This window comes from Burkholderia sp. APQ4-4ca, from assembly GCF_057837105.1.
This window is the reverse complement of the sequence record NZ_JBYQCG010000243.1, coordinates 187,740-205,148: the sequence shown is the minus strand read 5'-3', so window position 1 is coordinate 205,148 and position 17,409 is coordinate 187,740. Positions and strand designations below refer to the sequence as shown.

Below are 17,409 nucleotides of genomic sequence, written 5' to 3'. Positions count from 1 at the left end.
CTCCGTCTTCTACCCTCAGGATGGAGTTGTGCATGTTTGCGTCACCAAGCCGTTTCCCGCTGCACGTCGCGGCATTGTCGAGTGCGCTCGTATTGGCTGCCTGCGGCGGCGGCGACGACGTCGCGCCGACCGCCACGATCGCCGCGGCCGTTCCGGCGCCGCCCGCCGACCCCGGCTTCGTCGACAGCGCGCCGATCCCGAGCGCGCCCGCTTTCGTCGACAACATCGCGACCAACCAGCGCGGCGATGCGCGCTATGCGACGCTCTCGACCAACGCCGCGGTGCGCGTGTTGAGCCGTTTCCTCGATCTCTGGCAGCCGGCGACGATGCTGGTCGACGCAGGCGTGAGCGCGCCGGCGAACGGCGCGTTCCCGGCCATCTCGCCGTCGACCTGCTCCGGCCTGCCGAACAGCGGCGTGCCGTGCGGCACGATCCTGAACAATGCGGTGCTGTCAGCCAACGTGCAGTACGTGGTCAACGCGACGACCGCCCGCACGCCGCAGCAGGCCGATGCCGCGTACTACGACGACCGGCGCGGCAAGGGATACAGCGTGACCGACGGCATGGGCCCGCTCACCGCCGCATGGCGCACCGCGGCCCAGCAGACGACCAGCATCACCAGCGTGCCCGCCGATGCGACGACCGTGCTGTACAACGACTCCGGCAACAACGTCGGCGTCGGCAGCAGCAGCGGCAACGCCGGCTTCGGGAAGGTCGTCGACCTGCTCAACGAAATGGGCAACAACGCATCGACCGAACCGTCGAAGCGCTTCTTCAAATATGCGCGCCCGTACCGCTGGAGCTCCAGCGTGGTCGTCGCGCCGACGCTCGTGCCGGCCGAAAGCACGACGCCCGCGACCGACGGCGGCTTCATCAGCGGCCACACGGCCGAAGCGATGCGCGATGCGACGACGATGGCGTGGCTCGTGCCGGAACGCTTCCAGGAAATGGTCAGCCGCGGCCTCGAACTCGGCGAGAACCGGATTCTCGCCGGCATGCATTCGCCGCTCGACGTGATCGGCGGCCGCACGCTCGCGCTGGCCATCAGCGCGGCGAACCTGACCGCGTATGCGAGCGACGCGCAAGCCGCCTACACGCAAGCCCATCAGACGCTGCAACAACTGACCGGAACGAACGCCACGACCTTCTCCGCATTCGCGCACTCGGGCACGACGGCCACCGACCGGTTCGCCGACTACACGACGAACAAAGCCGCGTTCCTGCGCCGCATGACGTTCGGCTTCGGCGCGATCGAATCGACGAACGCACCGCCGGTCGTGCCGAAGGGCGCGGAGATCCTGCTGCAGACGCGCTTCCCGTATCTGAGCGCCGACCAGCGACGCGTCGTGCTGAAGACGACCGAACTGTCGTCCGGCTATCCGGTGATGGACGATGCGGAAGGCTGGGGCCGCCTGAACCTGTTCGCGGCCGCCGACGGCTACGGTGCGTTCAACGGCAACGTGATCGTGTCGATGGATGCGTCGCAGGGCGGGCTCAATGCCGCCGACCTGTGGCGCAACGACGTCGCGGGCGCCGGCAAGCTGACACTGCAAGGCAGCGGCACGCTGACGCTGGCGGGCAACAACGCGTACACCGGCGGCACGCAGGTGAGCGGCGGCACGCTGGCGGCCGCGTCGCCGACGGCGTTCGGCACGGGCGACGTGTACGTCGGCTCGGGCGGCAGCGTGCGGATCGCGGCCGCCGCGCCGGTGACGGTCGCCACCCGCTACACGCAGCTCGACAACACGACGCTCGAACTCGACATCGACGGCAACGGCGGTGGGCGTCTGCGCGTGGGCGGCCCGCTCACCGTCACGGGCGGCACGCTGCACGTGAAATTCGTGAACGGCTACGCACCGAAGGCCGGCGACACCATCGCGCTGATCGACGGTGCGGCGGGTGCCGCGAAGTTCGCGACGGTGACGGTCGAGGGGTTCAAGGCCACGCCGGTCTACACGGCGACGGGCGTGTCGATCAAGCTGTCGGCGGCGTAACCGGCAGCGAAGATCGATCCTGCAACGGCGCCGCTCACGGGCGGCTTCGGCTTGGACTACGCGAGGCGACCGGAGGCTGCCATGCCGGCGCCGTCCGGGCCGGATCGCGTACCGAAGCGCCGTTGCAGTTCGATGATCGTCGGCAGGTTGAAATCGTGAACGTCCGGCGCGGCGGCGCCCTGCCGCCGACTGACCTCCACGCAGAGCTCCAGCGCACGGGCCCGCGTCTCGGCGAGCAAGCGCAGCGCTTCGCCGAGCAACCCCTTCTCCAGTTCCGACAGCGAGCCGTCGTGACCGGCTTCGCCGATCGCCGGCTCGCTCATGCTGGTTTCCATCGCGGCTTCTCCTTCGCTGTCCGATTGCGCGCGCGGCAGCACGTCGCCTCACGCGTCACATGACCGCGCCGCGCAGCCACGGCACGAATTCGCGTTCGCCGATGCCGTTGTCCTCGCTGCGCGATCGCCGCCCGGAGGCGACGTCGAGCATCAGCCGGAACAGCCGCTCGCCCGCTTCGTCGACCGAGAGCGAACCGGCGACGATCCCGCCGCTGTCGAAATCCATGTCCGATTGCATCCGCTCGAACAGGCCGCTCGTCGTCGCGATCTTGATCGTCGGCACCGGCTTCGAGCCGAATACCGAACCGCGGCCCGTCGTGAAGCACACGAGATTCGCGCCGCCGGCGATCTGCCCGGTGGCCGACACCGGGTCGTAGCCGGGCGTATCCATGAACACGAGCCCGGCTTGCCGCACGGGCTCCGCATAGTCGTAGACCGCGCGCAGCGGCGAGCGGCCGCCCTTCGACACCGCGCCGAGCGATTTCTCGAGAATCGTCGTGATGCCGCCGGCGAGATTGCCGGGCGACGGGTTGTTGTTCATTTCGCCGCCGTTGTCGGCAACGTAGCGCTCCCACCACTGCAACCGACCGAGCAGGCGCTCGGCCACGTCGCGCGAGGCCGCCCGCGCGATCAGCAGATGCTCGGCGCCGTAGATCTCGGGTGTCTCGGACAGAATCGCGGTGCCGCCGTTGCGGACCAGCAGGTCGACGGCCGCGCCGAGCGCCGGATTCGCGGTGATGCCCGAGTAGCCGTCGGACCCGCCGCATTGCAGGCCGACCGTCAGCCGCGAGGCCGGCACGGCGCTGCGACGCGCGCCGTCGGCCGCCTCCACCAACTCGCGCACGATCGACACGCCTTTGGCCACGGTGTCGCGCACGCCGCCCTCGTCCTGGATCACCAGCGTGCGCACGGTGCCGGGCGCCGCCGCGTCGAGCCGTTCCGCGAGCGCGCCGACCTGGTTCACCTCGCAGCCGAGGCCGACGAGCAGCACGCCGGCGAAATTCGGGTTCCGTGCATAGCCGACGAGCGTGCGCCGCAGCAGTTCGATGCCGTCCCCGCTCGCGGACATGCCGCAGCCGCTCTGATGGGTGATCGCGACGACGCCGTCGACGTGACCGAACGCATCGAGCGCGCCGTGCCGGTATGCGTCGGCGATCGCATGACAGACGCTCGCCGAACAGTTGACGCTCGCGATCACGCCGACGTAGTTGCGGGTCCCCACGCTGCCGTCGGGCCGCACGAATCCGTCGAAGGTGTCGCGGCGATCCGCCGCAACGTCGTGCGTGTCGCCCGCAGGCCCATCCTCGTGCGCATGCCGATCAGGCATCCCGACGTTGTGCACGTGCACGTGCTCGCCCGCGGCAATGTCACGCAGCGCGACGCCGATCGGCTGCCCGCATTTGACGATCGCGTCGCCGCGCGCGATCGGCGCGGTGGCGACCTTGTGGCCGGCCGGCACCGCGGCCGCCGGCCGCAGCGGTGCGCCGCGCACGTCGATCGGCACGTCGGGCGCCAGCGCGTCGAGTGCGACGGCGACGTTGTCGTTGCCGTGAAGGATCACGATTGCCGGTTGCGTCACGATGTACCTCTTCCTGTCGTTGCGATGGCGGCCCCTGGAGCGCCGGCCGCCAGCTCATGGCGGGCGACGAGTTGCCGCAACCGCGATTGTTCGGCCGGCAGCGCCAGTGAATCCGCGAGTGCGAGCAGCGGCTCGATCCGCCGTGCCACCTTCTCGCGATGGTTCACCGCGATATCGGCGATGCGATGCGCGAGAAACGGATTGAGAAAGCGCTCGCGCACGCTGTCGACGTAGCGTTCGGCCGTTTCCCGCAAGCCCAGCGCGACGAACACCGGCGCGACTTCATCGCGCCACACGGCTTCGAGACCATCGCGCAGCCGCGCATCGTTCATCGCGTCCAGCACCGTTTCCGATGCGTCGCGCCCTGCCGTGAGCCATTGCTCCGCGAGCCAGCTGTGCCCGAGATTGAGGAAGAACAGCTTCAGCCGCTCGTGGCTGCGCAAATCGTCGGTGACGACAATCCGAGCATGCGTGCACGGTAGCGCCATGCCCGCACGTCGTTCGATCGCCCATAGCGCATAAGGCTCGGCGATCGCGCCGACCGGATGAAGCGGCTCGGACACGATGCGGTCGACGAGCGAGTTGATCCATACGCAGCGGTTGCACAGATAGTCGGCGAACGCGTCGGGCAGCCGCCACTGGCGCGCGAGGCCCAGCACGATGTCGCGCAGCGTGTCGCCGTTGTTCGTCACCAGTTCGCATGGCAGGATGGAAACGCCGTCATCAGGCCGCGCCTGCCAGCGCGCATGCAGCAGCGCGAGCAGCTTCGCCGGAAAACCGTGCGGTGCGTGCTCGGGCCGGGCCAGCAGATCCGCGGTGTCGCGCGGATCGGCGCGATAGCCTGCGTCGCCGGTGTTCGACACGATCACGCGCACCGTCTCGATCGCGGCGTCGCGTATCTCCGCCCAGTCGCGCTCGGCGTCCCATGCACGATGTACGGCGTGGCACTCGACGACTTCGTCGACCACGCCGCCGCGCTCGCGCCCGCGAATCCGCACCGGATAGCGACCGGTGGCGCGCAGCGCGTCGATGCGGGCGCGGCTGGCCGGATTGCCGGTCGTCTGCACGATGCCGATGCCGCCCATCGCGTTGCCGTCGTCCAGCGCCTGCGAGACGAACAGGTCGACGTGCGCGAGCAGGAAGCGGCTCGTGCCGAACTGCAGGATCGGTGGCGTCATCGCATGCGCTCCGCACGACGGATTCGATCGCTCAGCATTCGACGAGCGCCTTCACGACGGTCTGCCCCGCATCCAGCAAACGCGGCAGCGCGTCCGGCACCTCGTCGAGCCGCATCCGGTGCGTGTTCAGCGCGCGGTCCGGAATGCGCCCCGCGCGCATCGCGTCGAGCACCGTCGCGAAATCCTCGGCCGTCGCATTGCGGCTCGCGAGCAGCGTGGTCTCCCGCTTGTGGAATTCGGGATCCGAAAACGCGACGTGCCCGCGCACGATCGAGATCAACGTATATTTGCCGCCGTGCGCGACGAACTCGAAGCCGCGATTCATCGCATCGAGATTGCCCGTCGCGTCGAACACCGCATCGAAATACTCGCCGTTCGTCAACGACGCGAGACGCTCCGTGTCGCCTTCCCCCACCTCCACCGCCGCATCGACCGCCAGATGCTGCCGGCAAAACGCGAGACGGTCGGCCCGCGTGTCGAGGCACGTGACGTCGGCGCCGCGCAGCTTCGCGAAGATCATCGCGGCCATGCCGATCGGCCCGGCGCCAACGACCAGCGTGCGCTGCCCGGCGCGGACGTCCGCGCGCCGCACCGCATGCGCGCCGATCGCGAGAAATTCCAGCATCGCCGCCTGGTCGAGCGAAATGCCGTCGGCCTTGTGAACGAACTGCGCGGGCACGCTCAGGTATTCGGTCAACGCGCCGTCGCGATGCACGCCGAGCACCTTGATGTTCACGCAGCAGTTCGTGTTGCCGTGACGGCAGGCGATGCAGTGTCCGCACGACAGATACGGCATCACGTACACCGCGTCGCCGGCGGCGAGCCCCGACTCGGCTTCCGCCTCGACGACCACCGCCGACAGCTCATGGCCCATCACGCGCGGATAGTCGAGGTACGGCTGGTTGCCGGTGAAGATGTGCAGGTCGGTGCCGCAGATGCCGACCCGTTGCACGCGCAACAATACTTCGCCGCTGCCGCGCACGGGCGGTTCGCGATGCTGCACGCGCAGCACGCCGGGGGATTCGCAAATCACGCTGAGCATGTCGGGTTCCTTTCGTTCTGGTTCATTCGTCGTGGCGTGCGGTGTCGATCCGGTAGAAGCGGCGCGCGTTGCCGCCGAAGAGGCCATCCAGCGCCGCGGCGCCGAGCAACCGCGCGCAATCGTCCTCGCACGCGGCCAGCCATTCGCCGTAGCCGCCGCACGCCGACGCCAGCCGCAGCACCGGCCAGTCGCTGCCCCACATCAAGCGCGTCGGCCCGAACAGCTCGGCCAGCGCGTGGACGTACGGCCGCGTGCGCGTGCGGACGGCATCGGCGCCGGCCGACGGCCCCGCTTCGGTCCACAGGCCGGACAGCTTGCAATGAAGATTCGGCAGGCGCGCGAGCCGGCTCATCGCGGACAACCACGGCTGCAATTCGCCGCGCTCGATGAACGGCTTCGCGCCGTGATCGATCACGATCGGCAGCTCCGGATGGCGTCGCGCGAACGCATGCAGCGCATCGAGATGGCGCGGCATCACCAGCGCATCGAAACTCAGCGCATGCTCGAGCATCGCGGCGACCGCGCGATCCAGCCGCGGGTCGTCGATCCACGCATCGTCGGGCAGATCCTGCAGCATCGGTCGCAGGCCGCGCGCCTTCGGTGCGGATGCAAACGCCGCGATCCGCGCCGGTGCGCCGTCGGCCTTCAGGTCGACCCAGCCGACCACCGCGCCGACGGTCGGCGTGTCAGCCGCGAGATCGAGCAGAAAGCGCGTGTCGGCTTCGCTCGGCAACGATTGCACGAGGACGGTGGTATCGATGCGCGCGGCGTCGAGCAGCGGAGCCAGATCGGCGGGGCCGAAATCCCGGTGAATCGCATCGAGTTCGGCAGGCGGCCAGCAGCCGGCCCGCGCACCGATGCGCCAGTAGTGCTGATGGGCGTCGATCCGTGCGGTCATGCGCGAGCTCCCGGCACCGGCGCGTGCGCGTCGATCAGCCCTTCGTCGCGCAGCGCGTCCCACAGTTCGGCCGGCGCGGGGCGCTCGAACCAGTCGATGTTCTGCTGCAACTGCGCCACGCTGCGCGCGCCGACCACGCACGACACGACGGCCGGATGGCCGAACGGAAACTGCAGCGCGGCGGCGGGAAGCGGCACGTCGAAGCGCTCGCACAGCGCGCCGAGCCGCGTCGCCTTGTCGATCACGTCGGCGCTCGCGTCCGCATAGTTGAACTTGCCGTTGCCGGCGAGCAGGCCGGAATTGAATACGCCGCCGATCACGATTGCCGTCCCGTCACGGGCGCACGCGTCGAGCAGCGGTTCGAGCGCCGTCTGTTCGAGCAGCGTGTAGCGGCCGGCCAGCAGCACCGCATCGAGCGCCGCTTCGTTCAGCGCGTCGGCCGCCACTTCCCATTCGTTCACGCCGAGGCCGAATGCGCCGATCTCGCCGCCCGAGCGCAGCGCGTCGAGCGCGCGAAACCCGCCGCCGCGCGTCAACTGCTCCCAGTAGTGCGCGTGACGATCGCCGTGCGTCATCGCGCCGATGTCGTGCACGTACAGCATGTCGACGCGCGCGAGCCCGAGCCGTTGCCGGCTGTCGTCGTGCGAGCGCATGATCCCGTCGTAGCTGTAGTCGTAGACCGGCCGGAACGGCAGCGGCTCGGCCCAGCCGTCGTCGCCGGGGCGCACGCTCGCGTCGGCGCGCATCAGCCGCCCGACCTTCGTGCTGAGCGTGAACGCGCGGCGCTCGCGCGGGGCAAGCCCGGCCCCCACGCGCCGCTCGGACAGCGTGTAGCCGTAGTACGGCGCGGTGTCGAAATAGCGCAGGCCGGCCGCCCACGCGGCGTCGACGAGCGCGGCGGCGTCGGCGGCCGCCATCGGCCGATAAAGGCCGCCGAGTTGCGAGCAGCCGAGGCCGAGCGCCGACACCGTCAGCCCGCTGCGCGGCAAGGTGCGCGTATCGTGTGCGTTCATGAGGCGTGACTGGATACGGGGAAAGGGATCAGTACAGGACGTTCTTCGCCGCCTGCGAATCGAGGTTCTGCTTGTCGACCATCACGACGCCGGTATCGATCAGCTTCGGCGTGGGCTTGTGCTCGATCACGTCGAGCGCGGTGCGCACGCCCTGGTTCCCCATCTGCCACGAGCCCTGCACGGCGATCGCCTGCACGGTGCCATCGCGCACGAAGCCCTGCAGATCCTCGTTGCCGTCGAATCCGATCGCCACCACCTTGCCCGCCTTGCCCGACTGCTTCAGCGCACGGCCCATCCCGACCGCGGTCGGCTCGTTCGCGCCGAAGATGCCCTTCAGGTCCGGGTTCGCCGACAGCACGTCGGTCGTCTGGTTCAGCGCGGTCGCCATCTGCGATTGCGAGTAGTACGGACCGACGATCTGCAGCTTCGAATGGCTCTCGATGTATTTGCGGAACCCGCCGACGCGGCTGACCTCGGAGCCCGCGCCCGGCACGTACGACATGATCGCGATCTTGCCCGACTGCCCGACGCGGTCGATCAGCGCCTTCGCGCACAGCGCGCCCGCCTTCTCGTTGTCGGTCGACAGGAACGCCTGGTAGTACGGCTTGCCGGCGTCCGCGATCGCCGAGTCGATCAGCACGACCGGGATGTGCGCTTCCCACGCCTTCTTGATCGCGGGCACGAGCGCATCGGGATCGGACGGCGCGAGCACGATGGCCGCCACATGCCGCGTGACCGCGTTGTCGACCATGTTGACCTCCCCGCTGATGTCGGACTCGGCCGCCGGCCCCTGGAACGTCATCGTGTAGCCCTTGGCGCCGTCGAGCGCCGCCTTCGCACCTTTCTGCACGTTCTGCCAGTAGTTCGAATTGACCGTCTTGACGATCACCGCGATCTCGCCGCCCGCCGCATACGCGCCGCTGCTGCACACCGCGAACACGCATGCCGATGCCGCCAGCAGGATGGATTTGTTCATGTCTCGCTCCGCTTCTCGTTGGTAGGGACTGCTTGCTGCCGGTCAGGGCCGGCGGTTGCGCAACTGGTCGATCCACACCGTGCCGAGGATCACGACGCCGATGATGATCTGCTGGATGAAGCTCGATACGCCATTCATGTTCAGGCCGTTGCGCAGCACGCCGATCACGAACGCGCCGATCGCCGTGCCGGAGATCGTGCCGACGCCGCCCATCAGCGACGTGCCGCCGATGACCGAACTGGCGATCGCGTCGAGCTCGTACATCACGCCTTCGTTCGGCTGCCCGGTGACGAGCCGCGACATCAGCACGCAGCCTGTCACGCCCGCGAGCGCGCCCGACAGCACGTAGGTGAACAGCTTCACGCCCTGCACGTTCACGCCCGATAGCCGCGCGGCTTCCGCGTTCGACCCGACCGCGTAGATGTGACGGCCGAGCGACGTTCTCGACAGCAGCACGGACACCACGACGAACAGCACGATCATGATCACGACCGGATACGGAATGCCGGGAAACGTCGTGTCGGGGAACCCATCCGCGCCGATGTGCGAGATCCGCAGCAGCGCGCCGTTGCCGAGCGCGCCGAACGCGTCGCCGAGATCCGATACCGGCCGCGCGCCCGTGATCTGCAGCGCGATGCCGCGCGCGACGAGCATCATGCCGAGCGTCGCGATGAACGGCGGCAGGCCCATCTGCGTCACGCAGATGCCGTTGACGAGCCCGCACAGCGCGCCGACCAGGACGCCGGCCGCCATCGCCGCGGGCACCGGCACGCCGACCTTGACCAGCAGCGCGGCACAGACGCCGGCCAGCGCGAGCACCGAGCCGACCGACAGGTCGATGCCGCCGGTGATGATCACGCAGGTGGCGGCCACGCCCAGATAGGCGATGGAGGTGACCTGCAGGCCGACGGTCATCAGGTTGTCGACGGAGAAGAACGCCGCGCTCGATATCGAGAACGCGAACACGAGCACGACGAGGCTGCCCAGCGCCGCGAACTTCTGGATCAGGTCGCGCCGCCGCTGTCGCGCCGCCCGCTCGTCGGCCTGGCTTCGATCGGATGTCATTTCAAGCATGGGAACGCCCCGACGCGTAGTGCATGATCTCCTCCTGACTGGTGTGTTTCGTATCGAGAAATGCGGTCAATCGACCTTCGTGAAAAACGGCGATCCGGTCGGTCATGCCGAGCAGTTCGGGCAGTTCAGAACTGATCAGCACCACGCCGACGCCGTCGGCCGCGAGCCGGTCCATCAGCCCGTAGATCGCAAATTTCGCGCCGACGTCGATGCCGCGTGTCGGCTCGTCGAAGAACAGGATCTTCGAGCCGCGGTAGAGCCATTTGCCGATGACGACTTTCTGCTGGTTGCCGCCGGACAGGTTGCGCACGCGCTGGTGCACGGACGGCGTGCGAATCGCGAGGTCCTGCACGTAGCGGCGCGCGACGTCGAGTTCGTCGTCGAAGCGCAGGAACCCGAAACGTGACGTGATGCCGCGCACGTTCGCGAGCGTGAGGTTCGCCGCGACGGGCATCGGCAGCGCGAGCCCCTCCTTCTTGCGATCCTCCGACAGATACGCGATGCCGTGCCGGATCGCCTCGCGCGGCGAACGGATCGTCACGGGCCGGCCGTGCAGCGCGATCGTGCCGCCGTCGGGGCGGTCCGCGCCGAAGATCGCGCGGGCGATCTCGGTGCGCCCCGCGCCCATCAATCCCGCGAAACCGAGGATCTCGCCGCGGCGCAGCGCGAACGACACCGGCCCGAACACGCCGTCGCGGCGCAGGTCCCGCACGTCGAGCAGCACCTCGTCGGTCGGCACCGATTGCCGCGACGGATAGGCGTCGTCGAGCGTGCGTCCGACCATGCGCGCGACGATGTCGTCGATGCTCACGTCGGCGAAATCGTCCGTCGAGATGTGGCGCCCGTCGCGCAGCACCGTCACGCGATCGACGATCTGCGCCATTTCGTCGAGCCGGTGCGAGATATACAGAATCGCGACGCCGTCCGCACGCAGTTCCTCGATGATGCGAAAGAGCTGCACCGTCTCCGCTTCCGTCAGCGACGACGTGGGCTCGTCCATGATCAGCACGCGCGCGTCGTGCGACAGCGCCTTCGCGATCTCGACCATCTGCTGCTGCGCGATCGACAGCACCCCGACCTTCGTCGTCGGGGCCACGTTCAGGCCGATGCGCGCGATGCAGCGCGCCGCATCCGCGTTCATGCGCTTCGTATCGACGAACGGCCCGCGCCGCGGCTCGCGCGCGAGGAACAGGTTCTCCGCCACGCTCAGGTGCGGAACGAGATTGAGTTCCTGGTGAATGATCGAGATGCCGGCCGCCTGTGCTTCGGAAGCCGAACGAAACCGCACCGGCGCGCCGCGATAGTGAACGACGCCGTCGTCGGGCAGGTACTGGCCGCTGATGATCTTCATCAGCGTCGATTTGCCCGCGCCGTTCTCGCCGCACACCGCATGCACCTCGCCGCGGCGCAGGTCAAGGCGAATCCCGTCGAGCGCGAGCACGCCGGGGAAGCGCTTGCGAATCCCGTCCAGGCGCAGGATCTCCCGGTCCGCTTCGTCGTGCGCGGCCTGACCGGGCAGATTGCGAGGCATTGCCATTGCGTCTCCTTGGGGTGGATCGACCTCGGCACTATCCGGTCAGTCCAATTTGGATGAATTACAGCAATCAAACCACTTTTGGTCAAGCCAATTTAACTATTCACATCCGATCTTACCAATAGTGAAAACCCGGACATCCGGAGGACCGCGCCGCCACACGGGGCGATGCGGCAAGCATGATAGACTCCGCGACACGCACTTTCGCCCAAAGCGCATCGATCCCTATCAATCGGATGAAATCGACAGAACCCAAGCGGCTTTACCAATCGGTCGCGGCCCAGATCGTCGCGTTGATTCGTCAGGGCGAATTCGCCATCGGCGAGCGGCTGCCGCCGGAACGCGAGCTGGCGCTGACGCTCGGCGTATCGCGCCCGTCGCTTCGCGAGGCGCTGATCGCGCTGGAAATCGGCGGCCAGATCGAAATCCGGATGGGCTCCGGCGTCTATGTGCGCGACACGGCGGCCGACGCTGTCGGCACGATGGTCACGCTCGGCGACAGTCCGTCGGAATTGATGCAGGCGCGCGCGGCCGTCGAGGGCAGCGTCGCCGCGCTGGCCGCCGCGCGGATGACGGCGGCGATGCTCGAGCGCTTGCGCCGCACGGTGCAGCGCATGAAGCGGCTCGCGGAAGCCGGCAAATCGCCGGTCGAAGCCGACCGGCAGTTCCACATGCTGATCGCGGAAGCCGCCGGCAATTCGGTGCTCACCCGCTTCGTCGGCGAGCTGTTCGACAGCCGTCACGACCCGATCGCGACCGCGATGCGCGGGCACGCGGAGAATCCGCAAACGTGGACCGCCGCCGTGCGCGAGCACGAGGACGTTCTGCTTGCGTTGCAGGCCGGCGATCCGATCGCGGCCCAGACGGCCATTCGCGCGCACCTTCGCGCATCCGAAGCGCGGTGGATCGAGGGTGGGCTGAAAGCCGATCCGGATTGAGCGTGCGCTGGCGCGGACACGCGTCGGCGATCACGCAGCCTCGGCTACGCGCTATTCAACGCCCTGCCACGCGGCCCGTTCGCTCGCCGTGCGGCGCGACGGCAGCGTGCGCGGCACCAGGCTCGTCACCAGCACCGAGCCGACCACCAGCAGCCCCGCGACCACCGCGAACCCTGCATACGGGGCGCCCGTACGTGCGAACAGGACGCCGACCAGCCACGAACTGAACGCGCCGCCGAGCGAACCCAGCATGCTGATCACCGCGATGCCGGCTGCCGCCGCCCGGCCGGTCAGCTGGGCAGCCGGAATCGTCCAGAACACGATCGGTACGGTGAACGCGCACAGCTGCGCGATCGCAAGCAAGGCCACGGTGATCCCTACATGGCCGACCGAGAAGCGCAGCAGCAGCAGGCTGCACGCGGTGACGAGCATGCAGGCCACCGTATGCCAGCGGCGCTCGCCGTATCGGTCGGAACTCCATGCGATCGCCACGTTGCCGATCATCGTGAACACGGAAATCAGTCCGGACAACCAACCGATTCCGGTGACGCTCGCCACCCCGGCCGCCTTCAGCACCGTCGGCGACCAGAACGTCACCGTCCCCATCCCGACGTAGACGCAGAAATAGATCGCCGCGAGCCCCAGCACGCGCGCGTTGCGAACGATGTCGAGCACGCCCGCCCGGTCATGGCCGACCACGGCCGACGCACGCTCCGCGTCCAGATCGCGCAAGAGCGCCTGCCGGTCCGCAGGCGACAGCCATGCCGCCCGCTCCGGCCGGTCGCTCAGCATCAGCGGCGCGACCAGCCCGAGCGCGATGGCCGGCAATCCCTCGATCAGGAACAGCCACTGCCATCCGCGCAACCCCATCGTGTCCTGCAGGTGCGCCATGATCCAGCCGGACAGCGGTCCGCCGATCATCCCCGCGACCGGCACGGCAAGCAGCAGCACGCTGTTGACGCGGGCGCGCACCGCATCCGGAAACCAGTACGACAGATACAGGATCAGGCCCGGAAAGAAGCCGGCCTCGGCGGCGCCGAGCAGAAAGCGCACCACGTACAGCGACACGCTGCCGGTCACGAACATCTGCGCCACGGTACACAGGCCCCACAGCACCATGATTCGCATCAGCGTGCGGCTCGCGCCGATGCGCGCCAGCACCAGGTTGCTCGGCACCTCGAAGGCGGCGTAACTGATGAAGAAGATGGCCGTCGCGGAGCCGAATACGGCTTCGCTCAAGCCGAGATCCTGCAGGAACTGCAGCTTGGCGAAACCGATGTTGACGCGATCGACGAAGTTGATCACGTAGCAGACGAACAGAAACGGAATCACGCGCAGCGCGATCCGACGATACAACAAGGCAGGGGGTGACTCGGACATGGACCGCTCCCGGTATGTGGACATGCGTCACGAACAGGCGAGGCGTGGCGGGACAATTATACAAATCCCGTATTTCGGGATTTATTGGTAGTTAACACGAGGCGAGCTGTTGCATGCCGCCTGTGCCAGGTTGTCGGCCTTCATTCATCAGTTTTATAATAAATTCTTGACCCTTCTCGATTGCCTTGACCGTGAAGCCCACGTTACCAGGTCGCGCGGGACACCCTATGTAAACCCCACCTCATAAATAAACCCAATCCCTTATAATGAGATTAATAAAAAATATTGGTTGTCAACGACATTCGCTGGCCGATATCGCCCGGCACCCCCGCATTTCTTTCGATTTAGTTACGCTCCGTCACCTTCCGCGGGGGTGTTCGCTCGACGAGCGCCCGCAGGCTCTTCGATCGCGTCACGCGGTGTTTTTTTCTGGATATGATCGTCGGCAGGACTGACCGCATTGCACCGCGCGTTCGGAAGCCATCCGGGCCGCGCGCGCATGGCACGATCGCGCTGCCCGCGCCAGCAGCATGAGCCGGCTTCGGCCGGCATCGAATTTGAAACGGGATGCATTCGCCACGCCATGAACCTGCGCGCTGAAACACTGTGCTTCTCGGATGTGTTCCTCCATTCCCAGGCGATCGTGAACTGGTCGCAGCACTACGACCAGATCAGTCCGGGCACCGCGACGACCACGCTGCGCCAGGTCGCCGGCCAGCGTTTTCACGTCTTTCGCGAACGCATCAACCAGCGCGTGATGCAGCACGGCCTCGCGCCGCGCGACCGGCTCTGCTTCGCGCTGCCGATCGCCAGTGCGGTCGCGCCCGTGGTCCAGGGGCGCACCGTCGAGCGCCCGAGCCTGCTGACGCTGCGCGGCGGCGAGGAGTTCGTCGCCCATCTGCCGTGCGACACCGAGGTGCTCGCCTTCACGATCGACCGCACGCTCGCGGCCGATCGCGAGGTGGATGAACTCGCGAACCTGCCCGCGCGTTTCCTGAAGCAGCCGGTGCTGCCGATCTCGCCCGCGCGCTACCGCAACGCACTGGACGGCCTCGAACGCGTGCTGGGCCAGGCGCTCGACAGCGGTTCGCTCACCGCCCGCGATGCGTTCGACGAACGCGTGCTCGCGCACAGTCTGGTCGGCATCCTGCTCGACCTCGTGCAACCCGACGACCCGGATGCCGGTGCGCTGCCGTCGGCCTCGACGCAAAGCTACATCGTGCGCCGCAGCCAGGAAATCGCGCTGGAATCCGACGACGTGCCGACGGTGATCGATCTCTGTCACCATCTGCGGATCAGCCGCCGCACGCTGCAATACAGCTTCCAGAACGTGGTCGGCACCACGCCGACCGCCTATCTCCGCTCGATCCGGCTGAACGCCGTGCGCCGCTTCCTGATGACGACGCCCGACACGATACGGATCGGCGACGCGGCAGCGCAATTCGGCTTTTGCCACTTCGGACGCTTCTCCGCCTACTACCAGCAGCATTTCCACGAGCTGCCGTCGCATACGCCGCGCCTGAGCTGAGCCCGCAACGGGCGCATGGCGGCGTCGCATGCGGGTAATCCCCTGCCGCCGCCGCGCATGCGGATTGCCGATTACGGACAACGCCCGTTTTTTCGGCACCGTAAATTTTTGTCGTCGGCCCTGCTCGCATGCGCGCTGCACCGCATCGAGCGGCCGTCCAAGCGCACACCCGTGTCGTCGGCGAACGTCGGCATCGCTTGCCGGCGCGTCAGGATCGGCGCGCGGCACGGGGCTATCGATCAGGCATGCCGGTGTCGACTCCTGACGGACGATCCGGCCAGCGGGACTACTCATGAACGAATCGTCACCCCGGTCCGAAGCGGGGCTCAGCAGGAACGCCGTCGGACTCTCCCACATCGTCTTCTTCGTCGTCGCCGCGGCCGCGCCGCTCACCGCGATGGTCGGCGCGACGCCCGCGGCATTCTCGCTCGGCAACGGCCCCGGCGTGCCCGGCGTATTCGTGCTGGCGGGCATCATGTACCTCATCTTCAGCATCGGCTATGCCGCGATGAGCCGGCACATCTCCAATTCAGGCGCCTTCTATGCGTACATCGCCAACGGACTCGGACGCCCCGCCGGCGTGGGCGGCGCGTTCGTCGCGATCGTCGCGTACAACGCGGTGCAGATCGCGATCTACTGCATGTTCGGCTTCTTCCTGAACGACAGCATCCAGCGGCACTACGGCGTCGACGTGCCGTGGTGGGCGTTCGCGCTCGCGTGCGTCGTCGCGGTCCACTTCTGCGGCGCGCGTCGCATCGAGTTCAGCGGCCGGCTGCTCGGCATGCTGATGATCGGCGAAATCGCGATCGTGATGCTGCTCGATCTCGCGATCGTCGTGCACGGCGCGAGCGCCGGCGGCTTCAGCGCGAAACCGTTCAGCCCCGCGATGGTGTTCGCGCCCGGGCTCGGCACCGCGCTCGTGTTCGTGCTCGGCTCGTACATGGGCTTCGAGGCGACGGCGATCTTCTCCGAGGAGGCGCGCGACCCGAAGCGCACGATTCCGCGCGCCACCTATCTGGCCGTGATCCTCATCATGGCGTTCTACGCGCTGTCGTCGTGGGCGATCGTCGAGGCGTGGGGCGAGCGCGCGATCGCCGCGCAGGCCGCGCGCGATCCGGCCAATCTCTGGTTTGCCGTCAGCGGCCGGCTGCTCGGCGGCATCGCGACGGACGCGATGAACGTGCTGCTCGTCACGAGCCTGTTCGCGGCCATCCTGTCGTTCCACAACACGATCACGCGCTATTTCTACGCGATGGGCCGCGAACGCGTGCTGTGGCGCAAGCTCGGCCATACGTGCCCCGTACATCGTTGCCCGGACGTCGCCGGCAAGGTGCAGACGTCGATCGCGCTCGCGGCCATCGTCGGGGCGGCCGCGTTCCGCCTCGATCCGTTCGCGGTCGTGTTCTCGTGGATGAGCGCGCTGGCCACGATCGGCATCATCGCGGTGCAGATCCTGGTGGCGGCGTCGGTGATCGCGTTCTTCGCGCGCGATCACCGCGACGCCGGCGTCGTGCATCGGCTGATCGCGCCGCTCGTCAGCGTGATCGCACTGGGCGCGTGCCTCGTGCTGGTCGTGCGCAACCTGTCCGTGCTGAGCGGATCGGATTCGACCTTCGTCGCGATGTTTCCGTATTTCCTCGTCGCCGTCGGCGCGCTCGGCATCCGCGCCGCGCTGCGGTTGAAGCGCAGCGACCCCGACCTGTATCGCGAACTCGGGCGCGCCGCCCAGTAACCGCCGCCCGGACGGTGCCGCGCCGCACCGTCGTCTCGTTGCGCCCTCCCCGAGCATTTCCCGCTGCCGACGCGACCCGCCATGCGTCGCGCCGGCGCGGGTATTCCCTATCCCGCTCGCGCCGCAACGATTGCCGATAGCGGACAAGGCGGGCGTTTTCATCGACATACAGTGAATGCGACGTCGAAGCCGCGCCGCGGGCAGTTGC

Annotated in this window: 14 protein-coding genes; 4 read left to right on the top strand and 10 right to left on the bottom strand. The window is 67.9% G+C overall.

The genetic code is table 11. From position 1 onward, the window contains the following. Positions 1–32 precede the first annotated feature (32 nt). A complete protein-coding gene (locus AC3IFE_RS33415; RefSeq protein WP_489194628.1) occupies positions 33–1,994 on the top strand; it encodes a phosphatase PAP2 family protein in 1,962 nt (653 codons plus the stop codon). Positions 1,995–2,050: 56 nt separating this feature from the next. Here the strand turns inward: AC3IFE_RS33415 and AC3IFE_RS33410 are convergent, their stop codons facing one another. Genes AC3IFE_RS33410 through AC3IFE_RS33370 form a run of 9 tightly spaced genes read right to left on the bottom strand, consistent with a single transcriptional unit; the run spans position 2,051 to position 11,626 of the window. Continuing rightward, complete coding sequence (locus AC3IFE_RS33410; protein ID WP_089471346.1) at positions 2,051–2,329, bottom strand: hypothetical protein; 279 nt, start codon at positions 2,327–2,329, stop codon at positions 2,051–2,053. A gap of 55 nt (positions 2,330–2,384) precedes the next feature. After that, positions 2,385–3,908, bottom strand: coding sequence for a UxaA family hydrolase (locus AC3IFE_RS33405; RefSeq protein WP_489194625.1), 1,524 nt, complete (start codon positions 3,906–3,908; stop codon positions 2,385–2,387). Further along, positions 3,905–5,086 carry a mannitol dehydrogenase family protein gene (locus AC3IFE_RS33400; RefSeq protein ID WP_489194623.1) on the bottom strand — a complete coding sequence of 394 codons (1,182 nt, stop codon included), beginning with the start codon at positions 5,084–5,086 and terminating at the stop codon, positions 3,905–3,907. The genes AC3IFE_RS33405 and AC3IFE_RS33400 overlap by 4 nt, the downstream gene beginning before the upstream one ends. Before the next feature lie 31 nt (positions 5,087–5,117). Further along, a complete protein-coding gene (locus AC3IFE_RS33395; protein WP_089471349.1) occupies positions 5,118–6,128 on the bottom strand; it encodes a zinc-binding alcohol dehydrogenase family protein in 1,011 nt (336 codons plus the stop codon). 22 nt (positions 6,129–6,150) lie between these two features. Beyond that, positions 6,151–7,026 (bottom strand): amidohydrolase family protein, encoded by an 876-nt coding sequence (locus AC3IFE_RS33390; RefSeq protein ID WP_489194621.1) that lies wholly within the window; start codon positions 7,024–7,026, stop codon positions 6,151–6,153. Beyond that, the gene (locus tag AC3IFE_RS33385) at positions 7,023–8,039 is read right to left on the bottom strand and encodes an aldo/keto reductase (RefSeq protein WP_489194619.1); all 1,017 of its coding nucleotides are present in this window, start codon (positions 8,037–8,039) and stop codon (positions 7,023–7,025) included. Before AC3IFE_RS33385 ends, AC3IFE_RS33390 begins: the two co-directional genes overlap by 4 nt. Before the next feature lie 28 nt (positions 8,040–8,067). Beyond that, the gene (locus tag AC3IFE_RS33380) at positions 8,068–9,015 is read right to left on the bottom strand and encodes an ABC transporter substrate-binding protein (protein WP_489194617.1); all 948 of its coding nucleotides are present in this window, start codon (positions 9,013–9,015) and stop codon (positions 8,068–8,070) included. 42 nt (positions 9,016–9,057) lie between these two features. Then, a complete protein-coding gene (locus tag AC3IFE_RS33375; RefSeq protein ID WP_489194615.1) occupies positions 9,058–10,089 on the bottom strand; it encodes an ABC transporter permease in 1,032 nt (343 codons plus the stop codon). Further along, on the bottom strand, positions 10,082–11,626 hold the full coding sequence (locus AC3IFE_RS33370; RefSeq protein ID WP_489194613.1) for a sugar ABC transporter ATP-binding protein: 1,545 nt from the start codon (positions 11,624–11,626) through the stop codon (positions 10,082–10,084). Before AC3IFE_RS33370 ends, AC3IFE_RS33375 begins: the two co-directional genes overlap by 8 nt. Positions 11,627–11,859: 233 nt before the next feature. Here AC3IFE_RS33370 and AC3IFE_RS33365 point away from each other — a divergent pair, with 233 nt between their 5' ends. Then, complete coding sequence (locus tag AC3IFE_RS33365) at positions 11,860–12,561, top strand: FadR/GntR family transcriptional regulator (protein WP_089471355.1); 702 nt, start codon at positions 11,860–11,862, stop codon at positions 12,559–12,561. Between the two features lie 51 nt (positions 12,562–12,612). On the opposite strand, the gene AC3IFE_RS33360 is transcribed toward AC3IFE_RS33365, so the two are convergent. Beyond that, the gene (locus tag AC3IFE_RS33360) at positions 12,613–13,941 is read right to left on the bottom strand and encodes an MFS transporter (protein WP_489194611.1); all 1,329 of its coding nucleotides are present in this window, start codon (positions 13,939–13,941) and stop codon (positions 12,613–12,615) included. A 583-nt stretch (positions 13,942–14,524) separates the two neighbouring features. Between AC3IFE_RS33360 and AC3IFE_RS33355 the strand changes: the two genes are divergently transcribed. Then, entirely contained in the window at positions 14,525–15,469 is a 945-nt protein-coding gene (locus AC3IFE_RS33355; protein ID WP_089471357.1) for a helix-turn-helix domain-containing protein, read from the top strand. Positions 15,470–15,761: 292 nt separating this feature from the next. Beyond that, positions 15,762–17,201 (top strand): APC family permease, encoded by a 1,440-nt coding sequence (locus tag AC3IFE_RS33350; RefSeq protein WP_301736986.1) that lies wholly within the window; start codon positions 15,762–15,764, stop codon positions 17,199–17,201. The last annotated feature ends 208 nt before the right edge of the window (positions 17,202–17,409 follow it).